Annotated in this window: 26 protein-coding genes; 7 read left to right on the forward strand and 19 right to left on the reverse strand. The window is 41.8% G+C overall.

Going from position 1 to position 19,502, the window contains the following annotated elements:
• Positions 1-7: 7 nt before the first annotated feature.
• From ACPW7N_RS07825 to ACPW7N_RS07855, 7 genes are all read right to left on the reverse strand, one after another.
• Entirely contained in the window at positions 8-1,924 is a 1,917-nt protein-coding gene (locus ACPW7N_RS07825; RefSeq protein ID WP_425650493.1) for a PTS fructose transporter subunit IIABC, read from the reverse strand.
• A gap of 1 nt (position 1,925) precedes the next feature.
• Entirely contained in the window at positions 1,926-2,855 is a 930-nt protein-coding gene (gene pfkB / locus ACPW7N_RS07830) for a 1-phosphofructokinase (RefSeq protein ID WP_425650494.1), read from the reverse strand.
• Positions 2,852-3,604 carry a DeoR/GlpR family DNA-binding transcription regulator gene (locus ACPW7N_RS07835; protein WP_425650621.1) on the reverse strand — a complete coding sequence of 251 codons (753 nt, stop codon included), beginning with the start codon at positions 3,602-3,604 and terminating at the stop codon, positions 2,852-2,854. The genes pfkB and ACPW7N_RS07835 overlap by 4 nt, the downstream gene beginning before the upstream one ends.
• A gap of 185 nt (positions 3,605-3,789) precedes the next feature.
• Positions 3,790-5,268: an Lsa family ABC-F type ribosomal protection protein gene (locus tag ACPW7N_RS07840; RefSeq protein WP_425650495.1), complete on the reverse strand. Its 1,479-nt coding sequence runs from the start codon at positions 5,266-5,268 to the stop codon at positions 3,790-3,792.
• A 282-nt stretch (positions 5,269-5,550) separates the two neighbouring features.
• Positions 5,551-5,940 (reverse strand): aspartate 1-decarboxylase, encoded by a 390-nt coding sequence (gene panD / locus ACPW7N_RS07845; protein WP_425650496.1) that lies wholly within the window; start codon positions 5,938-5,940, stop codon positions 5,551-5,553.
• Positions 5,941-5,967: 27 nt separating this feature from the next.
• Entirely contained in the window at positions 5,968-7,044 is a 1,077-nt protein-coding gene (locus ACPW7N_RS07850; RefSeq protein WP_425650497.1) for an Ldh family oxidoreductase, read from the reverse strand.
• 43 nt (positions 7,045-7,087) lie between these two features.
• Positions 7,088-7,846: a YheC/YheD family protein gene (locus tag ACPW7N_RS07855; RefSeq protein ID WP_425650498.1), complete on the reverse strand. Its 759-nt coding sequence runs from the start codon at positions 7,844-7,846 to the stop codon at positions 7,088-7,090.
• Between the two features lie 263 nt (positions 7,847-8,109).
• Between ACPW7N_RS07855 and ACPW7N_RS07860 the strand changes: the two genes are divergently transcribed.
• The 5 genes from ACPW7N_RS07860 (at position 8,110) to ACPW7N_RS07880 (ending at position 10,619) form a co-directional block, all read left to right on the forward strand.
• Entirely contained in the window at positions 8,110-8,448 is a 339-nt protein-coding gene (locus ACPW7N_RS07860) for a histidine triad nucleotide-binding protein (protein WP_425650499.1), read from the forward strand.
• Between the two features lie 129 nt (positions 8,449-8,577).
• Positions 8,578-9,321, forward strand: a complete 744-nt coding sequence (locus ACPW7N_RS07865) for a YwaF family protein (RefSeq protein WP_425650500.1) — start codon at positions 8,578-8,580, stop codon at positions 9,319-9,321.
• 27 nt (positions 9,322-9,348) lie between these two features.
• Complete coding sequence (locus ACPW7N_RS07870) at positions 9,349-9,843, forward strand: hypothetical protein (RefSeq protein WP_425650501.1); 495 nt, start codon at positions 9,349-9,351, stop codon at positions 9,841-9,843.
• A gap of 79 nt (positions 9,844-9,922) precedes the next feature.
• Entirely contained in the window at positions 9,923-10,123 is a 201-nt protein-coding gene (locus tag ACPW7N_RS07875; protein ID WP_425650502.1) for a hypothetical protein, read from the forward strand.
• Positions 10,124-10,226: 103 nt separating this feature from the next.
• Entirely contained in the window at positions 10,227-10,619 is a 393-nt protein-coding gene (locus tag ACPW7N_RS07880; protein WP_425650503.1) for a VOC family protein, read from the forward strand.
• Between the two features lie 221 nt (positions 10,620-10,840).
• Here the strand turns inward: ACPW7N_RS07880 and ACPW7N_RS07885 are convergent, their stop codons facing one another.
• Both ACPW7N_RS07885 and ACPW7N_RS07890 read right to left on the reverse strand, forming a co-directional pair.
• Positions 10,841-11,683, reverse strand: coding sequence for an aldo/keto reductase (locus tag ACPW7N_RS07885; RefSeq protein WP_425650504.1), 843 nt, complete (start codon positions 11,681-11,683; stop codon positions 10,841-10,843).
• Between the two features lie 122 nt (positions 11,684-11,805).
• On the reverse strand, positions 11,806-13,023 hold the full coding sequence (locus ACPW7N_RS07890) for an MFS transporter (RefSeq protein WP_425650505.1): 1,218 nt from the start codon (positions 13,021-13,023) through the stop codon (positions 11,806-11,808).
• Between the two features lie 133 nt (positions 13,024-13,156).
• Here ACPW7N_RS07890 and ACPW7N_RS07895 point away from each other — a divergent pair, with 133 nt between their 5' ends.
• Positions 13,157-13,528, forward strand: coding sequence for a winged helix-turn-helix transcriptional regulator (locus tag ACPW7N_RS07895; RefSeq protein ID WP_425650506.1), 372 nt, complete (start codon positions 13,157-13,159; stop codon positions 13,526-13,528).
• Positions 13,529-13,760: 232 nt separating this feature from the next.
• Here ACPW7N_RS07895 and ACPW7N_RS07900 read toward each other — a convergent pair whose 3' ends face one another.
• The 9 genes from ACPW7N_RS07900 to ACPW7N_RS07940 form a co-directional block, all read right to left on the reverse strand.
• Positions 13,761-14,201, reverse strand: coding sequence for a hypothetical protein (locus ACPW7N_RS07900; protein ID WP_425650507.1), 441 nt, complete (start codon positions 14,199-14,201; stop codon positions 13,761-13,763).
• The gene (locus ACPW7N_RS07905) at positions 14,185-14,373 is read right to left on the reverse strand and encodes a hypothetical protein (RefSeq protein WP_425650508.1); all 189 of its coding nucleotides are present in this window, start codon (positions 14,371-14,373) and stop codon (positions 14,185-14,187) included. Before ACPW7N_RS07905 ends, ACPW7N_RS07900 begins: the two co-directional genes overlap by 17 nt.
• Positions 14,374-14,436: 63 nt before the next feature.
• Positions 14,437-14,952: a hypothetical protein gene (locus tag ACPW7N_RS07910; RefSeq protein WP_425650509.1), complete on the reverse strand. Its 516-nt coding sequence runs from the start codon at positions 14,950-14,952 to the stop codon at positions 14,437-14,439.
• 76 nt (positions 14,953-15,028) lie between these two features.
• Positions 15,029-15,430, reverse strand: a complete 402-nt coding sequence (locus tag ACPW7N_RS07915; protein WP_425650510.1) for a hypothetical protein — start codon at positions 15,428-15,430, stop codon at positions 15,029-15,031.
• A gap of 20 nt (positions 15,431-15,450) precedes the next feature.
• Positions 15,451-16,116: a DUF2625 family protein gene (locus tag ACPW7N_RS07920; RefSeq protein ID WP_425650511.1), complete on the reverse strand. Its 666-nt coding sequence runs from the start codon at positions 16,114-16,116 to the stop codon at positions 15,451-15,453.
• A gap of 15 nt (positions 16,117-16,131) precedes the next feature.
• Positions 16,132-16,350, reverse strand: coding sequence for a hypothetical protein (locus ACPW7N_RS07925; protein ID WP_425650512.1), 219 nt, complete (start codon positions 16,348-16,350; stop codon positions 16,132-16,134).
• 59 nt (positions 16,351-16,409) lie between these two features.
• Entirely contained in the window at positions 16,410-16,607 is a 198-nt protein-coding gene (locus ACPW7N_RS07930) for a hypothetical protein (RefSeq protein WP_425650513.1), read from the reverse strand.
• Positions 16,608-16,624: 17 nt separating this feature from the next.
• On the reverse strand, positions 16,625-17,092 hold the full coding sequence (locus ACPW7N_RS07935) for a hypothetical protein (protein ID WP_425650514.1): 468 nt from the start codon (positions 17,090-17,092) through the stop codon (positions 16,625-16,627).
• 48 nt (positions 17,093-17,140) lie between these two features.
• Positions 17,141-17,653: a hypothetical protein gene (locus tag ACPW7N_RS07940; protein ID WP_425650515.1), complete on the reverse strand. Its 513-nt coding sequence runs from the start codon at positions 17,651-17,653 to the stop codon at positions 17,141-17,143.
• Between the two features lie 362 nt (positions 17,654-18,015).
• Here ACPW7N_RS07940 and ACPW7N_RS07945 point away from each other — a divergent pair, with 362 nt between their 5' ends.
• Positions 18,016-18,384, forward strand: a complete 369-nt coding sequence (locus ACPW7N_RS07945; protein WP_425650516.1) for a hypothetical protein — start codon at positions 18,016-18,018, stop codon at positions 18,382-18,384.
• Between the two features lie 257 nt (positions 18,385-18,641).
• On the opposite strand, the gene ACPW7N_RS07950 is transcribed toward ACPW7N_RS07945, so the two are convergent.
• Positions 18,642-19,475 (reverse strand): hypothetical protein, encoded by an 834-nt coding sequence (locus ACPW7N_RS07950; protein ID WP_425650517.1) that lies wholly within the window; start codon positions 19,473-19,475, stop codon positions 18,642-18,644.
• Positions 19,476-19,502 lie beyond the last annotated feature (27 nt).

The raw sequence follows: 19,502 nt of genomic DNA on the forward strand, positions 1-19,502 counted from the left end.
TTTTGGGTTACTCTGTGACTTCCTTTTTCAATATATTTAACAGTATTGCCGTTACGAGCGTTCCTACTACGATTGATACAAGATACATCGCCCAATTACCTACTACCGGCAAAACGAACAATCCGCCATGTGGTGCTGGTAAAGTACAACCGAAAAGCATCGAGAGTCCGCCAGCCACTGCTGAACCTGCCACAATGGATGGAATCACTCGGCTTGGGTCTGCTGCTGCAAAAGGAATCGCACCTTCTGTAATAAAGGATGCTCCCAGTACATAAGCAGTTTTCCCTGCCTGGCGTTCTTCTGTAGTGAATTTCTTCTTGAACAGTGTGGTAGCCAACGCAATCCCTAATGGAGGTGTCATACCAGCAGCCATAATTGCTGCATGCGGCATGAGATTTCCTTCTGCAATCATGGCAATACCAAAGGTAAACGCCGCCTTGTTTACAGGCCCCCCCATATCAAACGCCATCATGGCACCGAGGACAATTCCTAAAACTACCGCATTACCAGCATTCATATTCTTCAGCCATTCACCTAGTGCGGCATTGGCGGAAGCTACAGGATCGGAAATGATATAAATCATGACAAGACCGGTAAGCAGAATGCCAAATAAGGGGTACAGCAGCATCGGTTTGATACCTTCGAGTGATTCTGGCAAACCGGAAAAAGCTTTACGCAAGCCCACCAGGATATATCCGGCAAGGAAACCTGCGATGATCCCGCCGAGGAAACCTGACCCTGAATTTGCTGCGATTAATCCACCCACCATCCCGGGAGCGAATCCAGGGCGATCCGCAATACTCATCGCAATAAAACCAGCAAGTACCGGGATCATCAATTTGAAGGCTGAGCCCCCACCAATATCCATCAATGCTTTTGCAAGTGGATGGAAGGACGGATCTTTGGGATCTGAGGCATTTATCCCGAACATAAAGCTGATGGCGATGATAATACCACCACCGACTACAAACGGGAGCATGTTGGACACACCGTTCATCAAATGCTTATAGAACGCTGGTTGTTTGCCCTTGTTTGTTTCCTTTCCCTGTTGCATTTTCTCTTTATAAGATTGAGACACCTGGAACACAGGGCCATCTTGTTTCACAGCACGAGTCAAAAGGCTTTCTGTATTGCGAATTCCCTCGGCTACAGGTACTTCAATAACAACTTTACCGGCAAAACGCTCCATATCCACCTGTTTATCCGCTGCAACAATGACTGCCTCGGCATCACGGATATCATCAGCCGTGAGCAGGTTTTTCACCCCACCAGACCCGTTTGTTTCCACTTTGATCTGGATTCCCAGCTCATCCGCTTTTTTCTTCAAAGCATCGGCAGCCATATACGTGTGAGCAATTCCTGTCGGACACGCTGTTACTGCAACTACTTTTTTCCTGCCTTGTGTTTCATTCTGTGAAACTGGTTCAGTCTGTGAAGCTGGTTCTTCCTCTGAACGCAATTCTTTTTCTTTCGCACCAATAATGGACAGAATTTGTTCCTTGCTGTTAGCCTGCAACAATTGCCCACGGAAACTCTCATCCATTAACATTTGTGAGAGCAGAGCGAGAGTCTCCAGATGAGCCTGATTGGCATCCTCTGTTGCCGCAATCATGAAAAACAGATGTGCTTTTTGACCGTCTAGCGATTCGAAATCAACGCCTTCGGAAGATAACCCAAAAGCGATACTTGGAATTTTGACTGCTGCTGTTTTGGCGTGCGGAATTGCAATTCCTTCGCCGATCCCCGTTGATCCTTGGGCTTCACGAGCAAGGATTGCCTCTTTCATTTTTGCCTTATCACGCAATCGTCCTGCCCGATCCAACACCCCGATCAGTTCATCCAGCGCATCACCTTTGTTAGTAGCTGTCAGTTTGGTGATAATCGTATCTTCTTTTAATAAGTCGGCAATACGGATATTGCTCATACTAGTTCCCCCTCTCAAATCTTTCTTTTTTTATAGTCAAAGAAGGCAAGAAACGCTTGATTTTTTCATGTGTGCAGAACCCTTCGGAGAGTGCGGTTGTGCTCCCCGCCGCAACGGCAAAGCGAAAAGCTTCTTCTGGATTCCGGGTTACTGTGTGAGAGTAGAGAAACCCGGCTACCATCGAATCACCAGCACCAATCGAATTGACCGGTTCACCATTTGGAAACGTAGCAATATACGCTTCTTCTGCGTTCACATAAACGGCGCCTTCACCTGCCAATGAAACGATCACTTGTTGTGCTCCCAACTCTACTGCTTTACGGCCATACGTAATCGCTTCCATCTCTGATGAAATGGTAACGCCAAAAATCTCGCCCAGTTCGTGATGATTCGGTTTGATCAGAAACGGCTTTTCACTGAGTCCATCCAGTAGTGCGTCTCCCTTTGCATCGAGAAATACATTGATTCCCTTGCCGGAAATTCGTCTCATGATCACCTGATAAATATCTTCGGGTACACTCGCAGGAACACTACCAGCTAATACGAGAGAATCATCTTCGACCAATTGATCAATTTGCGCGAGAAGTTTGTGCAGGGCGTCGGCAGGAATCTCCGGGGAAACTCCGCTGATATCTGTCTCATTCTCAGCCTTGATCTTGAGATTGATGCGAGAATCTTGTTCTATCGGGATGAACTCTTGTATGATTTCAGCCTGTATGATCTGCTTTTTAATAAAATCGCCGGTGAAGCCTCCTACAAATCCCAATGCTGTGCTTTCCATTCCAAGAATCTTGAGTACTTTGGATACATTTAGTCCTTTTCCTCCGGCATCTTTCCACTCTTTTTGTACTTGATGAATCGTTCCTTCTTGTATCGCAGGTATCCACACATGGTAGTCGATCGAAGGATTGAGGGTAACTGTGTATATCATGCTTTCACCACTTTAAGTTTGGTTATTTTTTGATAGACGTGCTGTTCTTCTTCATCCAAACCATCGTCGGTAATGACGTTCACCTGATTCAAATCTCCTACTTTGGCAAAAGTGACACGTGAAAACTTGTTTGAATCACAGAGAATGAATGATTGATCGGAGTACTGCAATACCAACTGCTTTACATACGCTTCATCAGGATCAGGAGTAGTTAGTCCATGCACTTTATCAATTCCGTTCATGCCGAGAAAGCACTTGTCAAAACGGTACTGGCTAATACTTCTGACTGCATCACGACCTACCAAGGATAATGTTGCCGCTTTCAATTCTCCTCCAACCAGAATGGTCTTGAGTTGTCTTTTCATTAGTTGCAGCGCCAGATCAACCCCATTGGTTACAACAATGATGTTTTCAGGCAAAAAGGGAATCATATGAAAGGTAGTCGTTCCTGCATCGATAAAGATGGAGTCTCGTTCGTTCACCAAACTGGATGCAAACTTTGCGATCGCCATCTTTTCTTTTTCATGCTTGACTGCTTTTTCAAGAATAGTCGGTTCTTCAATTTTGTTTTGAATGGAAGCTGCTCCACCATGTACTCTTCGCAAGGCGTGCATTTCTTCTAGCTCACTCAAATCTCTCCTGATTGTTGATTCAGAAGCACCTGTTGCTTCAACCAGTTCGTGGATGCGTATGATATCTTTATCCTTTAACAGTGTCAAAATTAATTGATGGCGCTCAGGTGTTAACACGAGCATCTCACCTTCCATCCCATTCAAGAATATGATCCTTGGTTACTTTTGATTGTATACAAAAAATCGATCATAATCAATCATAAATAATCAAAAACAATTACATTCAGTCACTTTCTTTCAAAATTGTTCACAAACATGCAAAAACCCTTTTACCTCTCAAAGGAAGTAAAAGGGCTTTCACATTACAGTTCAATTATCTTTGTAGCAATATTTTTGCAAAATTCACTGTCATGCTCAACAAAAAGAATGGTTGGTGAGTATTCTAGCAGCAGCTCTTCAATTTGCATGCGTGAAATAACATCAATAAAATTTAGCGGTTCATCCCAAATATGCAAATGAACGTTTTCGCAAAGACTTTTGGCAATCAGCACTTTTTTCTTTTGCCCACCGCTGAATGCAGACATATCCTTTTCAAATTGAACTCTGGAAAAATCAAGTTTTCGTAAAATCGATTTAAAGAGGCTTTCATCAATCCCACTCTGTCTCGCGTAATCAGTTAAATTGCCTCGCAAAAATGACGTATCCTGAGAGACATAGGATATTTTCAGTTGACTCCCTTTTCTTAGAGTGCCCGTGTAGTTATTGTTCTCCCCGCAAATCAGTTTCAGGATACTTGATTTTCCCGATCCGTTTTTACCTGAAAGTGCAATTCGCTCTCCTTGCTCGATTGTGAAACTCACATCGTCGCAAACCATCTTTTCACCGTAAAATATCGAAACATGATCAAGTTCAACGAGACGGCTTTTGTGAAATGAAAGCTGTGAAATCTTCAAGCTGTCAGAGGTTTCGATATTTTTCAGGAGCTTGGACTTTTCCTCCATAGCAGATTGCTGTCTTTGCTCCATTGATTTGGAGCGTTTCATCATTTTCGCAGCCTTGTGGCCAACATATCCTTTATCTAGTTTGGAACCGGAATTTCTTGTGCCGTTTTTCGTTTTTTCTACTTCGTGTGACCAGTTGCTCGTTCGTTTTGAAGCATCCGCCAGGCGTTTAATGTCTTTCTTTAGCTTTTCATTCTCACCAAGCTCGAAGTTATCTTGCCTCTGTTTATTTTCCCACCAATCAGAGAAATTGCCTTTCTGAATGTCGATGCTGGTCTTATTAATTGACAGTATGTGATCGACACAGTTATCAAGAAATGCTCTGTCGTGGGATACCAAAATAAATCCGCTTTTGGAACGAAGATAGTCACTGACAAGCTTTCTTGCTTTCATGTCCAGATGATTGGTTGGTTCATCGATTAAAAGGAAGCTGTTTTCTTTCAGAAATAATGCAGCCAACAAAACTTTTGTTTGTTCTCCGTTAGACAATGTTTCAAATGGACGATATAAAACATCCTCAGACACCTGTAACAAGGACAGTTCACGTAGCAATTCCCAGTGAAGATAGTCTGGAACGATGTCGCTGATTACATCAAGGGTATGATATTCCTTGTTTTCTACTGGGAAAGGGAAATACTCAAAATTGACAGTGGCAGAAATCTTCCCACTATAATCGTATTTACCTAGCAAGAGATTAAGAAATGTTGTCTTTCCTCTGCCATTTCTTCCTGTAAAACCAAGTTTCCAATCAGTATCGATTTGAAAATTTACGTTTTCGAAAATGTTATCGTAACTGCCATCATAGGCAAACGTCAGGTTTGTCACGTTGATTAACGACATAAAACAATCCCCCTGTATAAATAGTAAAAGCTACAAGAAAGTTACTTTCTTGTAGCTCAAAATAAATATACAGCAAATCCAACTCAAGCCAGAGTTAGATAAGGATATATTGATTGAGTGAAAAGATGTAGTAACTTTCTTGCATATAAAGAATAAAACAGGCGAAATAATCGCTATCTTTGTTTTATTTTTTTATTAGCAAGAAAAAATTACATCCTTTTCAACTCCGTTCATTAATTTACATTCACATGTATTTTACCATACTCTACTCTATATTATCAATCAATGTCTTTCTTCATTACGAATCAAATGATGCTCTTCAATTTTCGTAATCTGGTTTTGCTCGTCAACAAACACAACGCGAGGTATAAGTGATGCCACTTCTTCCTCATCAAACAAGCCGACACTGAGAATAATCACAAGATCACCCGGCTGAAACAAATGGGCTGGCGGACCATTCAAACAGATTTTTCCTGATCCAGCAGGTGCCGGTAGTGCGTAGGTCTTCCATCTTGTAGCGTTGCGCAAGCTGGTGATCTGTACGACTTCGTAAGGCTTGATATCGGCTTCCCGCATTAATTTTTCATCGATGGTAATACTTCCGACATAATTGAGTTCTGCCTGCGTAACAGTCGCACGATGTATTTTTCCTTTACACATGTATCGCTGCATACATCTTCTCCTTTCACGAAGGAAAGCTTATGGTTTCTGTGGATGAATAATGGATTGATTCAGATCGACCTGATGAGCTTTGGCAAGGTTTTGCAACTCCGCAACGGTGGCGTGCCCGAGCGGAATCCCTTCTTGTTTGCATGCGATCATACATCGATACTCTCGTTCACCTGGAATCAATATTTCTGATACACCGACAGCAGTTGGCTCAGCTTTCAACTGTAGGCAGTATTGCTCCATGCTTTGTGTAAATTTTTCATAAGAAACAAAATGATCGATATGAATTGCAATGAAAATATGGCCAATATTCTGGGGATGATCCCAATTATCATATAAGCTGTACACCTGATCGGCAAAGCCAGCACCAGTCAACAGACCACAGAGAATATCGATAAACAGTGCCAAACCGTATCCTTTGGCTCCCCCAACCGGAAGAATCGAACCGAGTAACGCTTCTGCCGGATTGGTTGTTGGTTGACCATCCGCCCCAATTGCCCAGCCTTCTGGGATTGACTTGCCTTCCTTTTCAGCGAGGACGATCTTGCCCCTCGCTACCGTACTAGTAGCCATATCAAGCAGGAACGGAGCCTCATATTTACTTGGAATGCCAATGGCTAATGGATTGGAACCCAAGAATGGACGAGAACCACCGATTGGCGCCATGGATTGCGGTGCATTCGATAGAACGATCAGGATTTGTCGAGCATGAATAGCTTTCTCTGCATAGAAGGAACAAGCACCAAAATGATTGGAGTGCCTCACTCCCACCATGGCGATTCCTGTTTGTGCGGCTCTTGTCAGCACTTCTCGTAATGCTGCATCACCGACGACAGCTCCTAACTGGTTCCTACCATCGAGCAAAATCGTTGAGCCGTTATCCAGCAGCATGGCAACTTCCTGATCTGGTTCTATCAATTTCTTTTTGATTCGCTCCACATAAATAGGCAGACGGGACACGCCATGCGATTCAATTCCACGTAAATCAGCATGTACAAGAGATTCGGCTACCACTGCAGCATGTTTTAGCGGAACTCCATTTCGTTCCAATATGGCAGCACATGCCTCTTGAAGTTTCATCCAGTCAAATCGAAGCGCATGATTCAATGAGAACCATCCTTTCATCTATAAGGGTAGGTTCAGTGTTCGTTCAGCGTCTTACCCTGGTTTTAAATGACTTCGCTAAATAGCGGATGCGATGATAAAATGTTTTGTCCTGCAGTTTAGCAAACAGAGAATGCGATGGAAAATCGAAATTCACCTCAATGATGGAAATGTTTCCCTTCTGATCAATGCCATAATCAACACCAATTTGGGCTGAGTACTTGTAGCGATTGAAATGATAGACTACCTGGTAGCTTAGCCTCTCCATTGCTGACTTGAGCTGTTTGATTTGTCCATCCGTAAACCTTCCGGAACGACGCAGGGCTGTTCCTACGGGCAAAGCATATCCTTTTCCTCTTGCCACATTACTGATGATGCTCCGATTCCCTGCCACTTTGGCGATCATCCCTGCATATTCCCATGCCCCTTGCCCATTGCGCATCATCATCACACGCACATCAATAATGCGTCCCTGAATTTTGGCAAGCGGGATGGACTTTTGTACGATATAACGCTGGTTGAAACTTCTTTTTCGAATATAGTGGTACGCATCCTGCTTCGAGCGATAGAAGCGAGGCTTTCCTTTTTCGTGAACGACGCCGTACCCACGATCAGCTTTCCAAACTTTAAATATCCCTTTTCCCCGATGTTCCCGATCTGGCTTCACGTAAACAGAGTGAAAAGAAGACAAGTACGAGCGAAAGGAAGTTTTGCTTAGAATCGTAGTTGGCGGTAAATACTTGCAAAGATCAGCATGTTTCCGGTAAAACTTGTGCAGACTCCACTTTGAGGACGGGATCGGCATCGGCTCATTCTCCCTTTACATTCATGCTATCTTTGTCAATATATCCGAGCATCCACCTTTTGACACAGCATCTACCTAGTCGGAAATACTTTTATGTAAAAAACGTCTTGACCGTTTTTTATGTGAAAAACGTCTTGACGTTTTTCATAAAACCTGATTTGACCGCTTGCGGTCGACAAAACGGCAACTGCCGTTTTGTACTTGGCTACGACTTCGTTTTCAACTAGAATAGAAGTAAATTTACGATGAGGAAGTGTTTTCCAATGGATTGTCTTTTCTGCAAGATCATCAACAACGATATTCCGTCCAAAAAGGTCTACGAAGACGAGCATGTACTTGCCTTCCATGACATCAACCCGATTGCTCCTGTCCATGTGTTGATTATCCCGAAAAAGCATATTTCGTCTGTACTTGACGTGAAAGAAGAAGACAAAGAACTCATTGGTCATCTTCACCTGTCCATCCAAAAAGTGGCACAGGAGATGGGCTTGACTGAAACCGGATTCCGCGTAGTTACGAATACCGGCCAGCACGGACAACAAACGGTCTTTCATTTGCACTATCACATCATCGGTGGCCGTCAATTGGAATGGAAAATGTAAGGAATACATAAGTAAAACATCGAGTCTTGATTCACAAGAAAGACCACCAGGCAATTATTGCTTCCCGGTGGTCTGTTCCTTTTCATAGGCTTTGGTGATCCTGCTGGATTTTTTTGTGGAGGTTTGATGATGAATTCACCTTATTTGGCATTCACGATCAGCGGCGAACCCTTTCAACTCTTTTCATTATCCCATCTGATGGTACTAGGTATACTCTTGGGATTGATTGTCCTTATCTATTCTTTTCGCACAAAAATCAGGCAGCATCCGATCAAACAGTACATTCGCTATGGGCTTGCCGGATTGCTGGTTTTGACGGAAATTTCTTTTCAATATTGGCATATCGCGACCGGGACCTGGTCGGCCGCATATATGCTTCCCTTGCAACTATGCAGTGTCTCGCTAGTGTTGTCCGTATTTATGCTATTGCGTAAAAGTTATGGCATATATGAAATAACGTTTTTCTGGGGTTTAGGCGGTGCAGCACAAGCGATGATCACACCGGAGTTATTTTATCCTTATCCGCATTTTCGTTTCTTTCATTTCTTTATCGCACATATTTGCATCATCCTAGCGTGCTTGTATATGACGTGGATTGAACAGGCTCAACCTACACATAAATCCTTGTGGAAATCTATGGGGTTTCTAAATTTACTGCTACCTGTTGCACTCGTAACGAACTGGCTTACGGGCGGAAATTACTTATTTGTCTCCCAAAAACCAAGCAATCCGAGCCTGTTTGATTATCTAGGACCTTATCCGTGGTACATCGTTTCTCTAGAACTGGTCGCTTTGTTCCTGTTCTATTTGCTGTATGCTCCTTTTGCACGGAAAAAGCAATCGGGTAAAAATGTCGAGGAATTAAGCATGTAAAGCTACTGCAGGAGGTATGGAACGATAATGAAAATGCTCGCCATTTTGCTCGTTTTGACAGGCTTTTTTTTGCCCATGTCGCAGGTACACCAGAAAGCGTCCCCCCAAATCTTTTATGCCGACTCTGCGAAAATTGGCGATGTCTATGCAGGTATGAGACTGACTTCTATTGATTACAATCTGGAAACGAACGATGTCACAGCACAGTTTGAGGGAGAAACAACGCTGACTGGCACATTCACACGATTTTCAGAAGATCATGAATTTTTCTCAGGTATTTTATTTACTGTGGACCCGGAGTCAACTAACAATCTCCCCTTACTTGCAAGTGACGAGAGAGAATCGAGAGGGTTTATCCTTGAAAATGAAAATCAAGATGAACTCCTTGCGATGCTAGGAAACCCTGACTATGCCGCAGAAGGTAGAGCAACCATTGTGATCAAGGATTACCGACTGAATCATCAACACAAGGAAATCATGGATACAGCAATACTCGTAAAAGTAGTTAATCTTATGGAATAAATCAGGCCTATTCCCTTCTAAATTACAGAAACATATGCTATTGCAGACGTTTATTGATGTTCTAACGGGAGGAAATGGGATGAAGTACCAGCCGTTACGATTCGATTCATCCACTATCCAGGAGTATGAAGATCGGATGCACAAACATTTGTTCAAGGCATATGGTTATTACCGTGCGATTATGCAAATGAAGGGACTGCCATACTTGCAATTTCATCAGTTTGTCCGCCCGGATCACTACTTCGGCGAAGACCATGCAAAAAAGCACTCTTCTTTGTGAGAGTGTTTTTTCTTTGGAGAAGAAGTTTAAAATCGTAAGTGAACGTGCAAACTTTTAAATCGGCATGTTGAAATAGATTGATTGGTAAAGGAGCTGTTTGGAAATGGTTAATTCCTCACAAACAATTACTACCTTCTTGATGTTCTCTGGTCATGCAGAAGAAGCAATGAATAATTACATTTCACTATTTGACCGTTCCGAGGTTATCAGTATTGTGCATCATCCAGACGGAAAAGTTTTGCATGCAATTTTCACGCTAAAAGGGCAGCAATTTATGTGCATCGACAATACAAATGGAGATCATCATGCATTTACTCCGGCCATGTCTCTATTCGTAACCTGTGATTCTGAAGAAGAAATTGATCGGGTTTTCGAGAGGTTATCTCAAGAAGGCGCAGTACTAATGCCGCTGTCCCCTTCTCCATTTAGCGAAAAATTCGCATGGGTTGCAGATAAGTATGGGGTTTCATGGCAACTGAATCTGTCAAAACGCTAGAGTATAGCTCGATGCCAAAGGATAGATTCTAACGGCTATTGCCCTGCACAGCTCCTCCTCCGCAAGATCTACATTCCCTGCATGAATGCTATGTAACCACTCCCATATTAACGCGGTGAATAGATATATAACAAAAAAAGAAATAGCCTGTTGAGGTTTTCAACAGGCTGACCAGCTCCCTGCTAGGGAAACTGGCGTTCTTTGTTATGGCCGGGCCAGACTTAAAAGTCAAAATTGTCAGGGTCAGGTCCAACCCGCAGGTTCTGGTTCAGCGCATCAATGCGGGCCATCTCTTCACTCGTCAGCTCGAAGTCGAACACCGAGGCGTTCTCGATAATCCGGGGAGCCTTCGTCGACTTGGGAATCGTTACGATGCCGTGCTGCAGATCCCAGCGCAGAATGACTTGGGCGACCGATTTGCCGTGACGGGCGCCGATTTCCTGCAGCACTGGGTTGTCCAGCAGCTGGCCCTGCATCAGAGGCGACCATGCCTCGATCTGAATGTCATGCTGGGCGCAGAAGTCGCGCAGTGCTTGCTGACTGAGCCGCGGATGGAGCTCGACCTGGTTCACCATCGGCTTGATTTCTGCATCTTTCATCAGGTCCTCCAGGTGATGAATCTGGAAATTGCTGACACCGATCGCTTTGATGCGTCCGGCCTTGTACAGCGCTTCGAGCGCACGCCAAGCGTCCTTGTACTTGCCGGCTACCGGCCAGTGAATCAGGTACAAATCAAGATAATCCAGCCCCAGCTTCTCCAAGCTGGTCTCATAGGCGGCGAGCGTCGCTTCATAGCCGAGATCGGCGTTCCATACCTTGGAAGTGACGAACAGGTTTTCGCGGGAGAGTCCCGTTTCTTGGAGGGCTTCGCGGATAGCCTGGCCTACGCTGCGCTCGTTGTCATAGATGGCCGCCGTGTCGATGCTGCGGTAGCCATGAGCGACAGCCGCTTTGACCGCGTCCACGAGCTCGGGACCGTTCTCGACTTTGAATACACCGATGCCGAACCATGGCATTGCCTTTCCATTATTTAGAGTCGTTGTTGCTTGCAGATGCGTTGTCATAGATAAAACCTCCAATGGTAGAATTGAATATATGATGGCTTTTTGGAGCTGGTAGCGGCCCTAGCCATTTTGAGCGTGTCTGCTTTGATGATGCCCAGATAGCGGAAACAAGAGCTCGACAGTCAGGACCGAGCAGGCCCCGCCTGCACAGCGCGACCCCGTCCACCCTTGCGTTCCAGTGCCATGCTCCAGCCGGTCAGTAAAACCGCTGCTAAGACCATGACAGCGCCGATCCAGGTTGTATGAATCAATCCCATCGAATCGGTGACCACACCACCCAGATAGGCCCCAATTGCGATGCCAGCATTGAATGCCGCGATGTTGACGGCGGAAGCTACATCCTTAGCTCCCGGCGTGAAGCGTTCGGCCAGCATGACGACATAAATCTGCAGCCCGGGAACGTTCATGAAGGCCAGCAGGCCCATGAAAAAAATCGTGATCAACCCGGCTACCTTGAATGGTGCGGTCACCATCAACACCAGCAGCACGATCGCCTGCAGGATGAACATATAGAACAGAGCATTGAGCGGCCGGTGGTTGGCAACCTTTCCCCCGATGACATTGCCGATCGCAATCGCAACGCCGTAAATTAGCAGGATGACCGCAACCGTGCTTTCGGCAAATCCGGTTATCTCATGCAGCAATGGGGATAAATAAGTAAATACGACAAAGGTGCCTCCATACCCGAGAGCCGTGATGGCGAACGCAAGCAGCAGCCTGCCATTCGTCACCAGCTTCACCTGCTCACGCACCGGGGTCGGAACGCCCTTACGCAGTGAGGCGGGGATCAAGATCAGGTTGGCGATCAGCGCGACCAGGCCGATAACGGCGATGGTGACGAAGGCCGCCCGCCAGCCCAGCTGCTGCCCGATCCAGGTACCAAGCGGCACGCCGGTCACGATGGCGACCGTCAGCCCTGAGAACATCATGGAGATCGCACTTGCCCGTTTGTTCTCCGGCACGAGGTCGGCGGCGATGGTCGATGCGATCGACATAAATACACCGTGCGACAAAGCGGATAGCACGCGGGCCGTCAACAGGACGCCGATGCTTCCGGAAGCCGCCGCCAGACTGTTGCCGGCGATAAAAACGACCATGATGGCAATCAGCAGAGACTTGCGAGATATTCCTGTGGTGAGTGAGGTCAGCACGGGAGCCCCGAAGGTGACACCGAGCGCATACAGTGTCACGGTCAGTCCTGCCGTTGTGACAGATATATGAAGGTTTTCGGCGATCAGGGGCAGCAGCCCCACGCTGATAAACTCGGTAGTTCCGATCGCATAGGCGCTGATGGCCAGAGCCAGAAGCGCGAGTATACTCCGTTTTTGATCCAATTGCATGTTTTCTCCCCTCTATTCGTGGTAATCATCGGCCGATACATGCTATTATGAGATGATCAAGCATTTTTAGCTAGTACGCACTTCAAAGTACGATAGGTACTAAAAAGTGCCTATATCAATTGGAGGGCTTCGCATGAGTATAGGAACAAATAAGAAGTATAATATTTCGGTGGAAGCGACCTTGGAAGTCATCGGAGGAAAGTGGAAGTGCGTGATTCTCTGTCACTTGACGCGTGGAAAGAAGCGGACTAGTGATCTCAAGCGTATTATGCCCAGCATTACGCAAAAGATGCTAACCCAGCAACTGCGGGAACTGGAGGCGGACGGGATCGTCAACCGGATTACGTATCATCAAGTGCCTCCCAAGGTCGAATACGAGCTGAGCGAATACGGATGGAGTCTCAAGCCGATTCTGGATGCGCTTTGCAACTGGGGAGAGCGCCATATTATCAAAGAATACGGCGATAAGTTCACCGTATTGGAGGACAATATTTTAAATCATTGAGACGTGAACATGGATCTTTCCACGATTCCTTTGGACGATAAAAAAAAAGGAATACTTGAGCTAAGGCTTCAAGTATTCCCGAGAGAGTGCCACGATGAGGTACTCTCTTTCTTTTTCTCTTGACGTAACTTTTCACGATTAACATCGTGGCTCTATTTCAGTAACAAGGTGGTTCTCACTCATTCACTCAATGGCTCTATGGCACCGAGATATTCAAGCACACACGTGTATACTAGCATAGTAAAGTATAAGGATTTTTCACCAAATTATTTAGCTTTTTTATGGATTCAAGATCACAGCAGATTAAGGTTAGCTGTTGCCCATCATGAAAATAGTAATATTGTTTTGAATCCATATTTGAATTAGCCAAATTTCCTAACTTTCGTAGCAGGTCAAAATCTGCCCAGTCATCAGCGAACACGATGTCCCAATTATAATTTATTCCGTTATATTCGAATGATATCTTTGCTAGCTCATTATCAAAGTCAACATCACTTTCTGCTTTGGTTATAACAAATTTGCCTTTGGACAGTTGAGTAAACTGAACTACGATATGTTCATAAATTTTTTCATCTTCTACACATTCAGTATCAAAACTCCATATATCATTTGATAAACGAATTTCCTTATCGTCTTCATCAAAAAGTTCAGCGCCACTAATAGTTAGAAGCATCGTAAAAAGGGTCTTCTTCAAATTCATCTCTTTCAATTTGATCTAGTAATGAGTCTATTAACTGATTATCTTCGACGTTAAAAGTAAAACCGAGTTGTTTGAGAGTAAGGATCTGCTCTTCGAGTGAGTAGCTATCTTGTTTCTTATTCTTGTTTGCGAAAAACTTGAACATTTTTATACCTCCTATGTTTAAGGTATTATTTTCTCGCATTATATCCTCTATCATATCTATAGCTTATCGAATAATCATTCGAACGATTCTCTTCGTATTCATCCATACCAATAAGGTAAAAATGAAAGATACCACTGAAAATACGGCAAGACTATAAATATTGGAACTTGGCCATTCCATTTCTGTTAGTTGTAAAAACACCACAAACCCTATAGAACCAAGGACATCAATAGCAGATGTAATGAGAAAAACAATAAGAATTAATTTTAATACACACTGGACAATATATGGTACTTCATCCATTTCAAGAGTAAACTCTCTATCCATGTCATCTACTACTCTACTGGTAAACTTATTTGTAAACATTAATAGTGCTATTCCCATCAGTAAATCAAGTATACCTATAAACATTTCATCAGCTTTTTTTAAGATAATAAAAAAGTTGTCTTCCATAAATACAAAAGGAATCAAAAAAAGAGCGGACAGTAGTCCATTAATCAGCAAATACAAGGCATATAATCGAAAGCTGACCTTGATTGCAACAAAATAGGTTATTGGTTTTCTAACTTTTTCTTCCATAGCGTTCTCCTTGTTTTGGGATTCCAGTGAATCTGAATATTTTTGCAGTTTTAACTAGCTTTCTCTGCACCTTTCTTTAATCCTTATTTAATTTCCATAAAACCGTAAAAATTATGAGAAAGAGTGTAGATACTATAGCCCCAGATGCAATCAAAAAGCTTTCATTTCCATATACAAAAAATGCAATCAAAGCTCCACAAATAAAATATAGAATAGTTTTTACGAACAAAATAATAAAACCAGGAAACTTAGTTCTTGAAAGTATGTTATCTATAGGAATATCTAAAAATAATGATAAGAATGGTAAAATTACAACACCTTTATATCCAACAAAAAAGCCAAAAACAAAGTAAAACACAAATGCTCTAAAAAATTCAGCCAATCCAGATGAAAAAAATAAAGATAATAGGATTGTATAGACCATAAATGCGATTATCGATGAACCAAACCTTATCATTACATGTTTTAATAGAATCATTGTCATTTTACTCTCAATCTTTAGAGTTCCAATTTAAATCGCTTTCTAAATTGATTATTTATACCCCAAATCTCTTTGATTGGGACAGGTTTCTTTGAACATTTTTCTATCGCTGATTGTGCTTCTTTTGAAAATAGAGGTGGATATATCGAGATAGCTTGATCTCCATTCATATTGGCAACGTAGCTCTCCCAGCCACTCCACCTCATCGTTTCATAAAATTTATTTACATCCCCGGTGCAAGCCCAATTTAGAAAGTCTGTATACCCCATCTCAAGACCTTCCCATTCTAAGCTGTCAGGGGCAAAGTAAAAAATTTGACCAATTCCTTCTTCAATAAATCCCCCATTTAAAGCAAAAAAACCTCCAACTACATCATCGGCTACTAGCAAGGCTTGTTTAACCTCACACTCTTTACTCCATGATGTAATTGTTCTCGGTAACTTTTCATGGCCTGACCCCAAAATACGGAGCCAACCATGTTGGAGTAAAATTCCTCCAGTGTAGTAGGCAATAGCGCCCAGGGTAGATTTGGTAGTGACTTGAAGTTCCATTAATTCTTTTTCACCAAACTCTTTAGTAGGAGGAAGAATAACTGCATCATTTTTATTATTTGATTCAAAAATCCACTGAGTAATTATTTTCAATGCAGAATCATCATAAACAAGTTCATCTAACCCTTTCATGGCTATCCCCTCTTTTTACTTCTCATTCAAACCACAAAAATCATATAATCCGTATAGAATTTCTAAACTTCTTAGTGGACTTGCTCCACTTTCAGTCTCTTCTAACATATCAATGGCTGTTTGAGCGCGACGATGAGTTTGGTTAATAATACCACCACCAAATCCATGATATCCTCGTGCTACTACCCATCCAAAAGCAATGCATTTATTTCTTTTGATCTTTGTAGGTTTCATCTCAGACGAATGTAACCAAGCCCACAACGTTGCAAGATGGATTAAATACTCTACATTCTTTATCCAATCTTCAATTGGTAAGATAGCTTTTTCATCAATGGTTTTAACTCATAAAAGAGCTTGGCCACCTGTTCATGAATCTCATTCGGCGCAAAACCTGTCTTAACAAAACCTGAAATCTGTTGATTCTCATCAAAAATGAACCCGATTGATTCAGTTTGTTTATTCACTTTTTCCAAAACGGCAAAGCTGATCATATCAATAACAACAAGATCTACTCTGACATTAAACTTTTAAGATCACCACATTTTATTGCTCGATGTATGGAGTTAGTATGTAAGTCTTTTTCAATACGACCAAATTTATCAGAAGTCATCCAATTAAACAGAGGGCTTTCCAATTCAAAAATATCGATAATGGATCCAGATAAATCCGTACCCGTACCAATATTCTTAATATTTACCTTGAAACTCTTCGTTACAATATTCTCTTCAATGGAATTTCTTTTTTCATCCACCACATAATTTTTTTGCCCAACAATAGAAATCACATTATTCTCCATAACCTTCCAATGAAATAAGGTAATATCAGAATACCAAGGTCTTAAATAAGCATAAAACCCGTTTTCATTCTCATCAAAAGTTAGAAGCAAGTCTTCAAAAGCATCATAGTAAAAAACGCATGACGACCAGACTCCTACTAAATACGTTGGTAATGAAGTACTATCTCTATCTCTCATCATGCCACCTCTACATCCCTCTCAAATTGGCGATTTCGTTAGAATGCCATTCTATACTTGTTTATATGGTTCAATTGGTGCGAAATAAGCAAGTAACCTTTTTGGTCTTTGCCCTTCTAGAAACATTACTTTGAGTTCTGTGTCCAAACCTTCGCCCAATACCTCAATAATTTGCCCTTTTCCATATTTACGGTGATAGATCTCATCATTGATTTGGAGAGTTTCAACAAATCGTTGTTTTTCTTCAGGGATTTCTATTTCAGGTTCACCTAAATCTTCTCGCAGATAATCTGGTGGATGTGGATATTTATTATCGTCATTGTTGTAGTATTCGCCTTCATCCCCTTGTACTCGCGCATCTAATCTATTAGCTATATCAATCATAAGACCGATTACCCTTTCATCTGCACGGCATAAAGTGATTCTGCCATCTTGATACAGAAAAGGAATACCCCTGTAAGTCTCTAAAAGATCAGCTACTTTTTCTAACTCTTCTTCGGTAATCGGATTTTTGTCGCTAAAAATCCAATGATCTGCTTTGGTAATATGAAGATCATAACTCATACCATATCACTTCCTCTGAAATTCGTATTCTTCATTTCTGAAGAGAATAAGTACCATCTACGAAAACGTTGTGTCCAAAATACGGCTTTCCATTATCTCTCACATAGAGTTCAGAAGATGAAATCATATAAAAAGATAACTGAATTATTATTTGACGTTTTTAAACTGGTTGACGTAATAGAAGAAGGGTCTGTAGTCAACGATGATGACAGCGGTATGCTTTCAGAAGGAGAGCTGGACATCTTGGTACTGCAACCTACGGTAAGGCAAATAATAAATAGTAAAAATATAACTGTGAATTTCTTCATGTTATTGATATCCTCCATTTAGAGCAGAGCTACAAAATTAAGGGGTTGATAGCGATGTTGGTGATTAAAGCTGCAGCTGTTTTTAACTTCGCCTTTGGATTATTTCACCTTTTCTTTTGGCGTTTACTAAAATGGAATGAGCAGCTAAAACATGTGTCAGCAGTTAATCGAGCCGTTATGCAAACACTGAACATTTGCCTGACTTTCATTTTTCTACTCGTAGGTTGTATTTACTTCTTCTATTCTGGTGAAGTCATCTCTACAAGAATTGGTCAAGCGTTATTGCTAGGAATGGCATTATTTTGGTTTGTTCGTACGATTGCACAAATTTATTTCTATAATCTTAAAGAGAAAGTGCACCAAATACTTCTTATTCTCTTTATCCTGGGTGTTGTTGTTCATTTATTGCCTTTGTTTTTCTAACTATTGAGGAAATTTGATATACCTTATTCTTCTTTTGAACTATATTGCTGTACAACTCTCGACAAAATATTGTTTTCCTACAAATATACATACTCAATATGAGAACTCATTTCATTGAAGGGATCGTATTCTTTCTTTATTTTCTTTATCCATTTCTCGAAGACACTTTGACATTCATTACCTAAAGTAAGATTACATCTAGCAATGATTGTATATATCCAGCCACTATTGTAAGGTCTACTTGGATGAAACTTCACTTATTCTTTATGACCGAGTTGTACCTTTTCACGAATTGCTTTAATAATTTCGTAAACTAGAACCATATTTTGCTTTGATGGAGAATCACCCCTATGGTTGCTACCTCTTTGTTCCCCAAACAAATGAGTTCTAAGATCATTAAAAGAAAAGGATGTTAAACTTACCTTATTACTAAATGCATTCCTTAATTTCTCTTTTATATTTATAGCTTCTTGAATACCACCCTTAGGAAAGAATGTCAGAGCAAATTTGTTTATATTATTCCAGTTATCATAAGGAGTTGGAATATCCTCTAAAGTAAGATCTTGATTAGAAATCTTATTAAGCACTCTCTTTTTCATTTCTTCGAAGTTTTCATTTACTACAATTAACTCATCAAAAACCAAGCCCTTCTTATTTCGCAAATATTTATCAACGGTATTTTCAACTTCGTTATTATAGATTTTCAAATGAGTTATCGAATCAATACTTCCATCTGTATTAAGTCCAAGTTGGACACGTCCTAATTCAGGACCTTCAAGAGAATAGGCGAACAATTGAGTATTTTCATATATGTTCGCTTTGCAAATAAATGCACTTTCAAAGGGCTGATCTACTAACATCGTAAAATATGTCGGAAGGTCTCTACTTATTACCAGAGGCAATAGCTGTGCTTCAACCTCTAGACCAAACTCAACACCGTTTTTAATATTAGGAATATTATTATCAAAAACGCATTCCCTGTCTTTTGATATTCGGAGATATCCATTTGGTAATTTTTCAAAATTTGTGTACTCATAAACGATCTTTAAATCGTCTGTAGATTCTTTAAATAAATGAATTGGGAATTTCATTAATATACCTCATTTCTCGCATTCCTG

The sequence above is a fragment of the Brevibacillus nigriterrae genome, from assembly GCF_049846925.1.
Taxonomy (GTDB): Bacteria; Bacillota; Bacilli; order Brevibacillales; family Brevibacillaceae; genus Brevibacillus_H.

Bases quoted from the DNA above. Each gene is read 5' to 3' on its own strand.
- ACPW7N_RS07825 (WP_425650493.1), bottom strand. From the start codon at position 1,924: ATGAGCAATATCCGTATTGCCGACTTATTAAAAGAAGATACGATTATC.
- pfkB (WP_425650494.1), bottom strand. From the start codon at position 2,855: ATGATATACACAGTTACCCTCAATCCTTCGATCGACTACCATGTGTGG.
- ACPW7N_RS07840 (WP_425650495.1), bottom strand. From the start codon at position 5,268: ATGTCGTTAATCAACGTGACAAACCTGACGTTTGCCTATGATGGCAGT.
- panD (WP_425650496.1), bottom strand. From the start codon at position 5,940: ATGCAGCGATACATGTGTAAAGGAAAAATACATCGTGCGACTGTTACG.
- ACPW7N_RS07855 (WP_425650498.1), bottom strand. From the start codon at position 7,846: ATGCCGATCCCGTCCTCAAAGTGGAGTCTGCACAAGTTTTACCGGAAA.
- ACPW7N_RS07860 (WP_425650499.1), top strand. From the start codon at position 8,110: ATGGATTGTCTTTTCTGCAAGATCATCAACAACGATATTCCGTCCAAA.
- ACPW7N_RS07865 (WP_425650500.1), top strand. From the start codon at position 8,578: ATGAATTCACCTTATTTGGCATTCACGATCAGCGGCGAACCCTTTCAA.
- ACPW7N_RS07870 (WP_425650501.1), top strand. From the start codon at position 9,349: ATGAAAATGCTCGCCATTTTGCTCGTTTTGACAGGCTTTTTTTTGCCC.
- ACPW7N_RS07875 (WP_425650502.1), top strand. From the start codon at position 9,923: ATGAAGTACCAGCCGTTACGATTCGATTCATCCACTATCCAGGAGTAT.
- ACPW7N_RS07880 (WP_425650503.1), top strand. From the start codon at position 10,227: ATGGTTAATTCCTCACAAACAATTACTACCTTCTTGATGTTCTCTGGT.
- ACPW7N_RS07885 (WP_425650504.1), bottom strand. From the start codon at position 11,683: ATGACAACGCATCTGCAAGCAACAACGACTCTAAATAATGGAAAGGCA.
- ACPW7N_RS07890 (WP_425650505.1), bottom strand. From the start codon at position 13,023: ATGCAATTGGATCAAAAACGGAGTATACTCGCGCTTCTGGCTCTGGCC.
- ACPW7N_RS07895 (WP_425650506.1), top strand. From the start codon at position 13,157: ATGAGTATAGGAACAAATAAGAAGTATAATATTTCGGTGGAAGCGACC.
- ACPW7N_RS07900 (WP_425650507.1), bottom strand. From the start codon at position 14,201: ATGCTTCTAACTATTAGTGGCGCTGAACTTTTTGATGAAGACGATAAG.
- ACPW7N_RS07905 (WP_425650508.1), bottom strand. From the start codon at position 14,373: ATGTTCAAGTTTTTCGCAAACAAGAATAAGAAACAAGATAGCTACTCA.
- ACPW7N_RS07910 (WP_425650509.1), bottom strand. From the start codon at position 14,952: ATGGAAGAAAAAGTTAGAAAACCAATAACCTATTTTGTTGCAATCAAG.
- ACPW7N_RS07915 (WP_425650510.1), bottom strand. From the start codon at position 15,430: ATGATTCTATTAAAACATGTAATGATAAGGTTTGGTTCATCGATAATC.
- ACPW7N_RS07920 (WP_425650511.1), bottom strand. From the start codon at position 16,116: ATGAAAGGGTTAGATGAACTTGTTTATGATGATTCTGCATTGAAAATA.
- ACPW7N_RS07925 (WP_425650512.1), bottom strand. From the start codon at position 16,350: ATGAAACCTACAAAGATCAAAAGAAATAAATGCATTGCTTTTGGATGG.
- ACPW7N_RS07930 (WP_425650513.1), bottom strand. From the start codon at position 16,607: ATGATCAGCTTTGCCGTTTTGGAAAAAGTGAATAAACAAACTGAATCA.
- ACPW7N_RS07935 (WP_425650514.1), bottom strand. From the start codon at position 17,092: ATGATGAGAGATAGAGATAGTACTTCATTACCAACGTATTTAGTAGGA.
- ACPW7N_RS07940 (WP_425650515.1), bottom strand. From the start codon at position 17,653: ATGAGTTATGATCTTCATATTACCAAAGCAGATCATTGGATTTTTAGC.
- ACPW7N_RS07945 (WP_425650516.1), top strand. From the start codon at position 18,016: ATGTTGGTGATTAAAGCTGCAGCTGTTTTTAACTTCGCCTTTGGATTA.
- ACPW7N_RS07950 (WP_425650517.1), bottom strand. From the start codon at position 19,475: ATGAAATTCCCAATTCATTTATTTAAAGAATCTACAGACGATTTAAAG.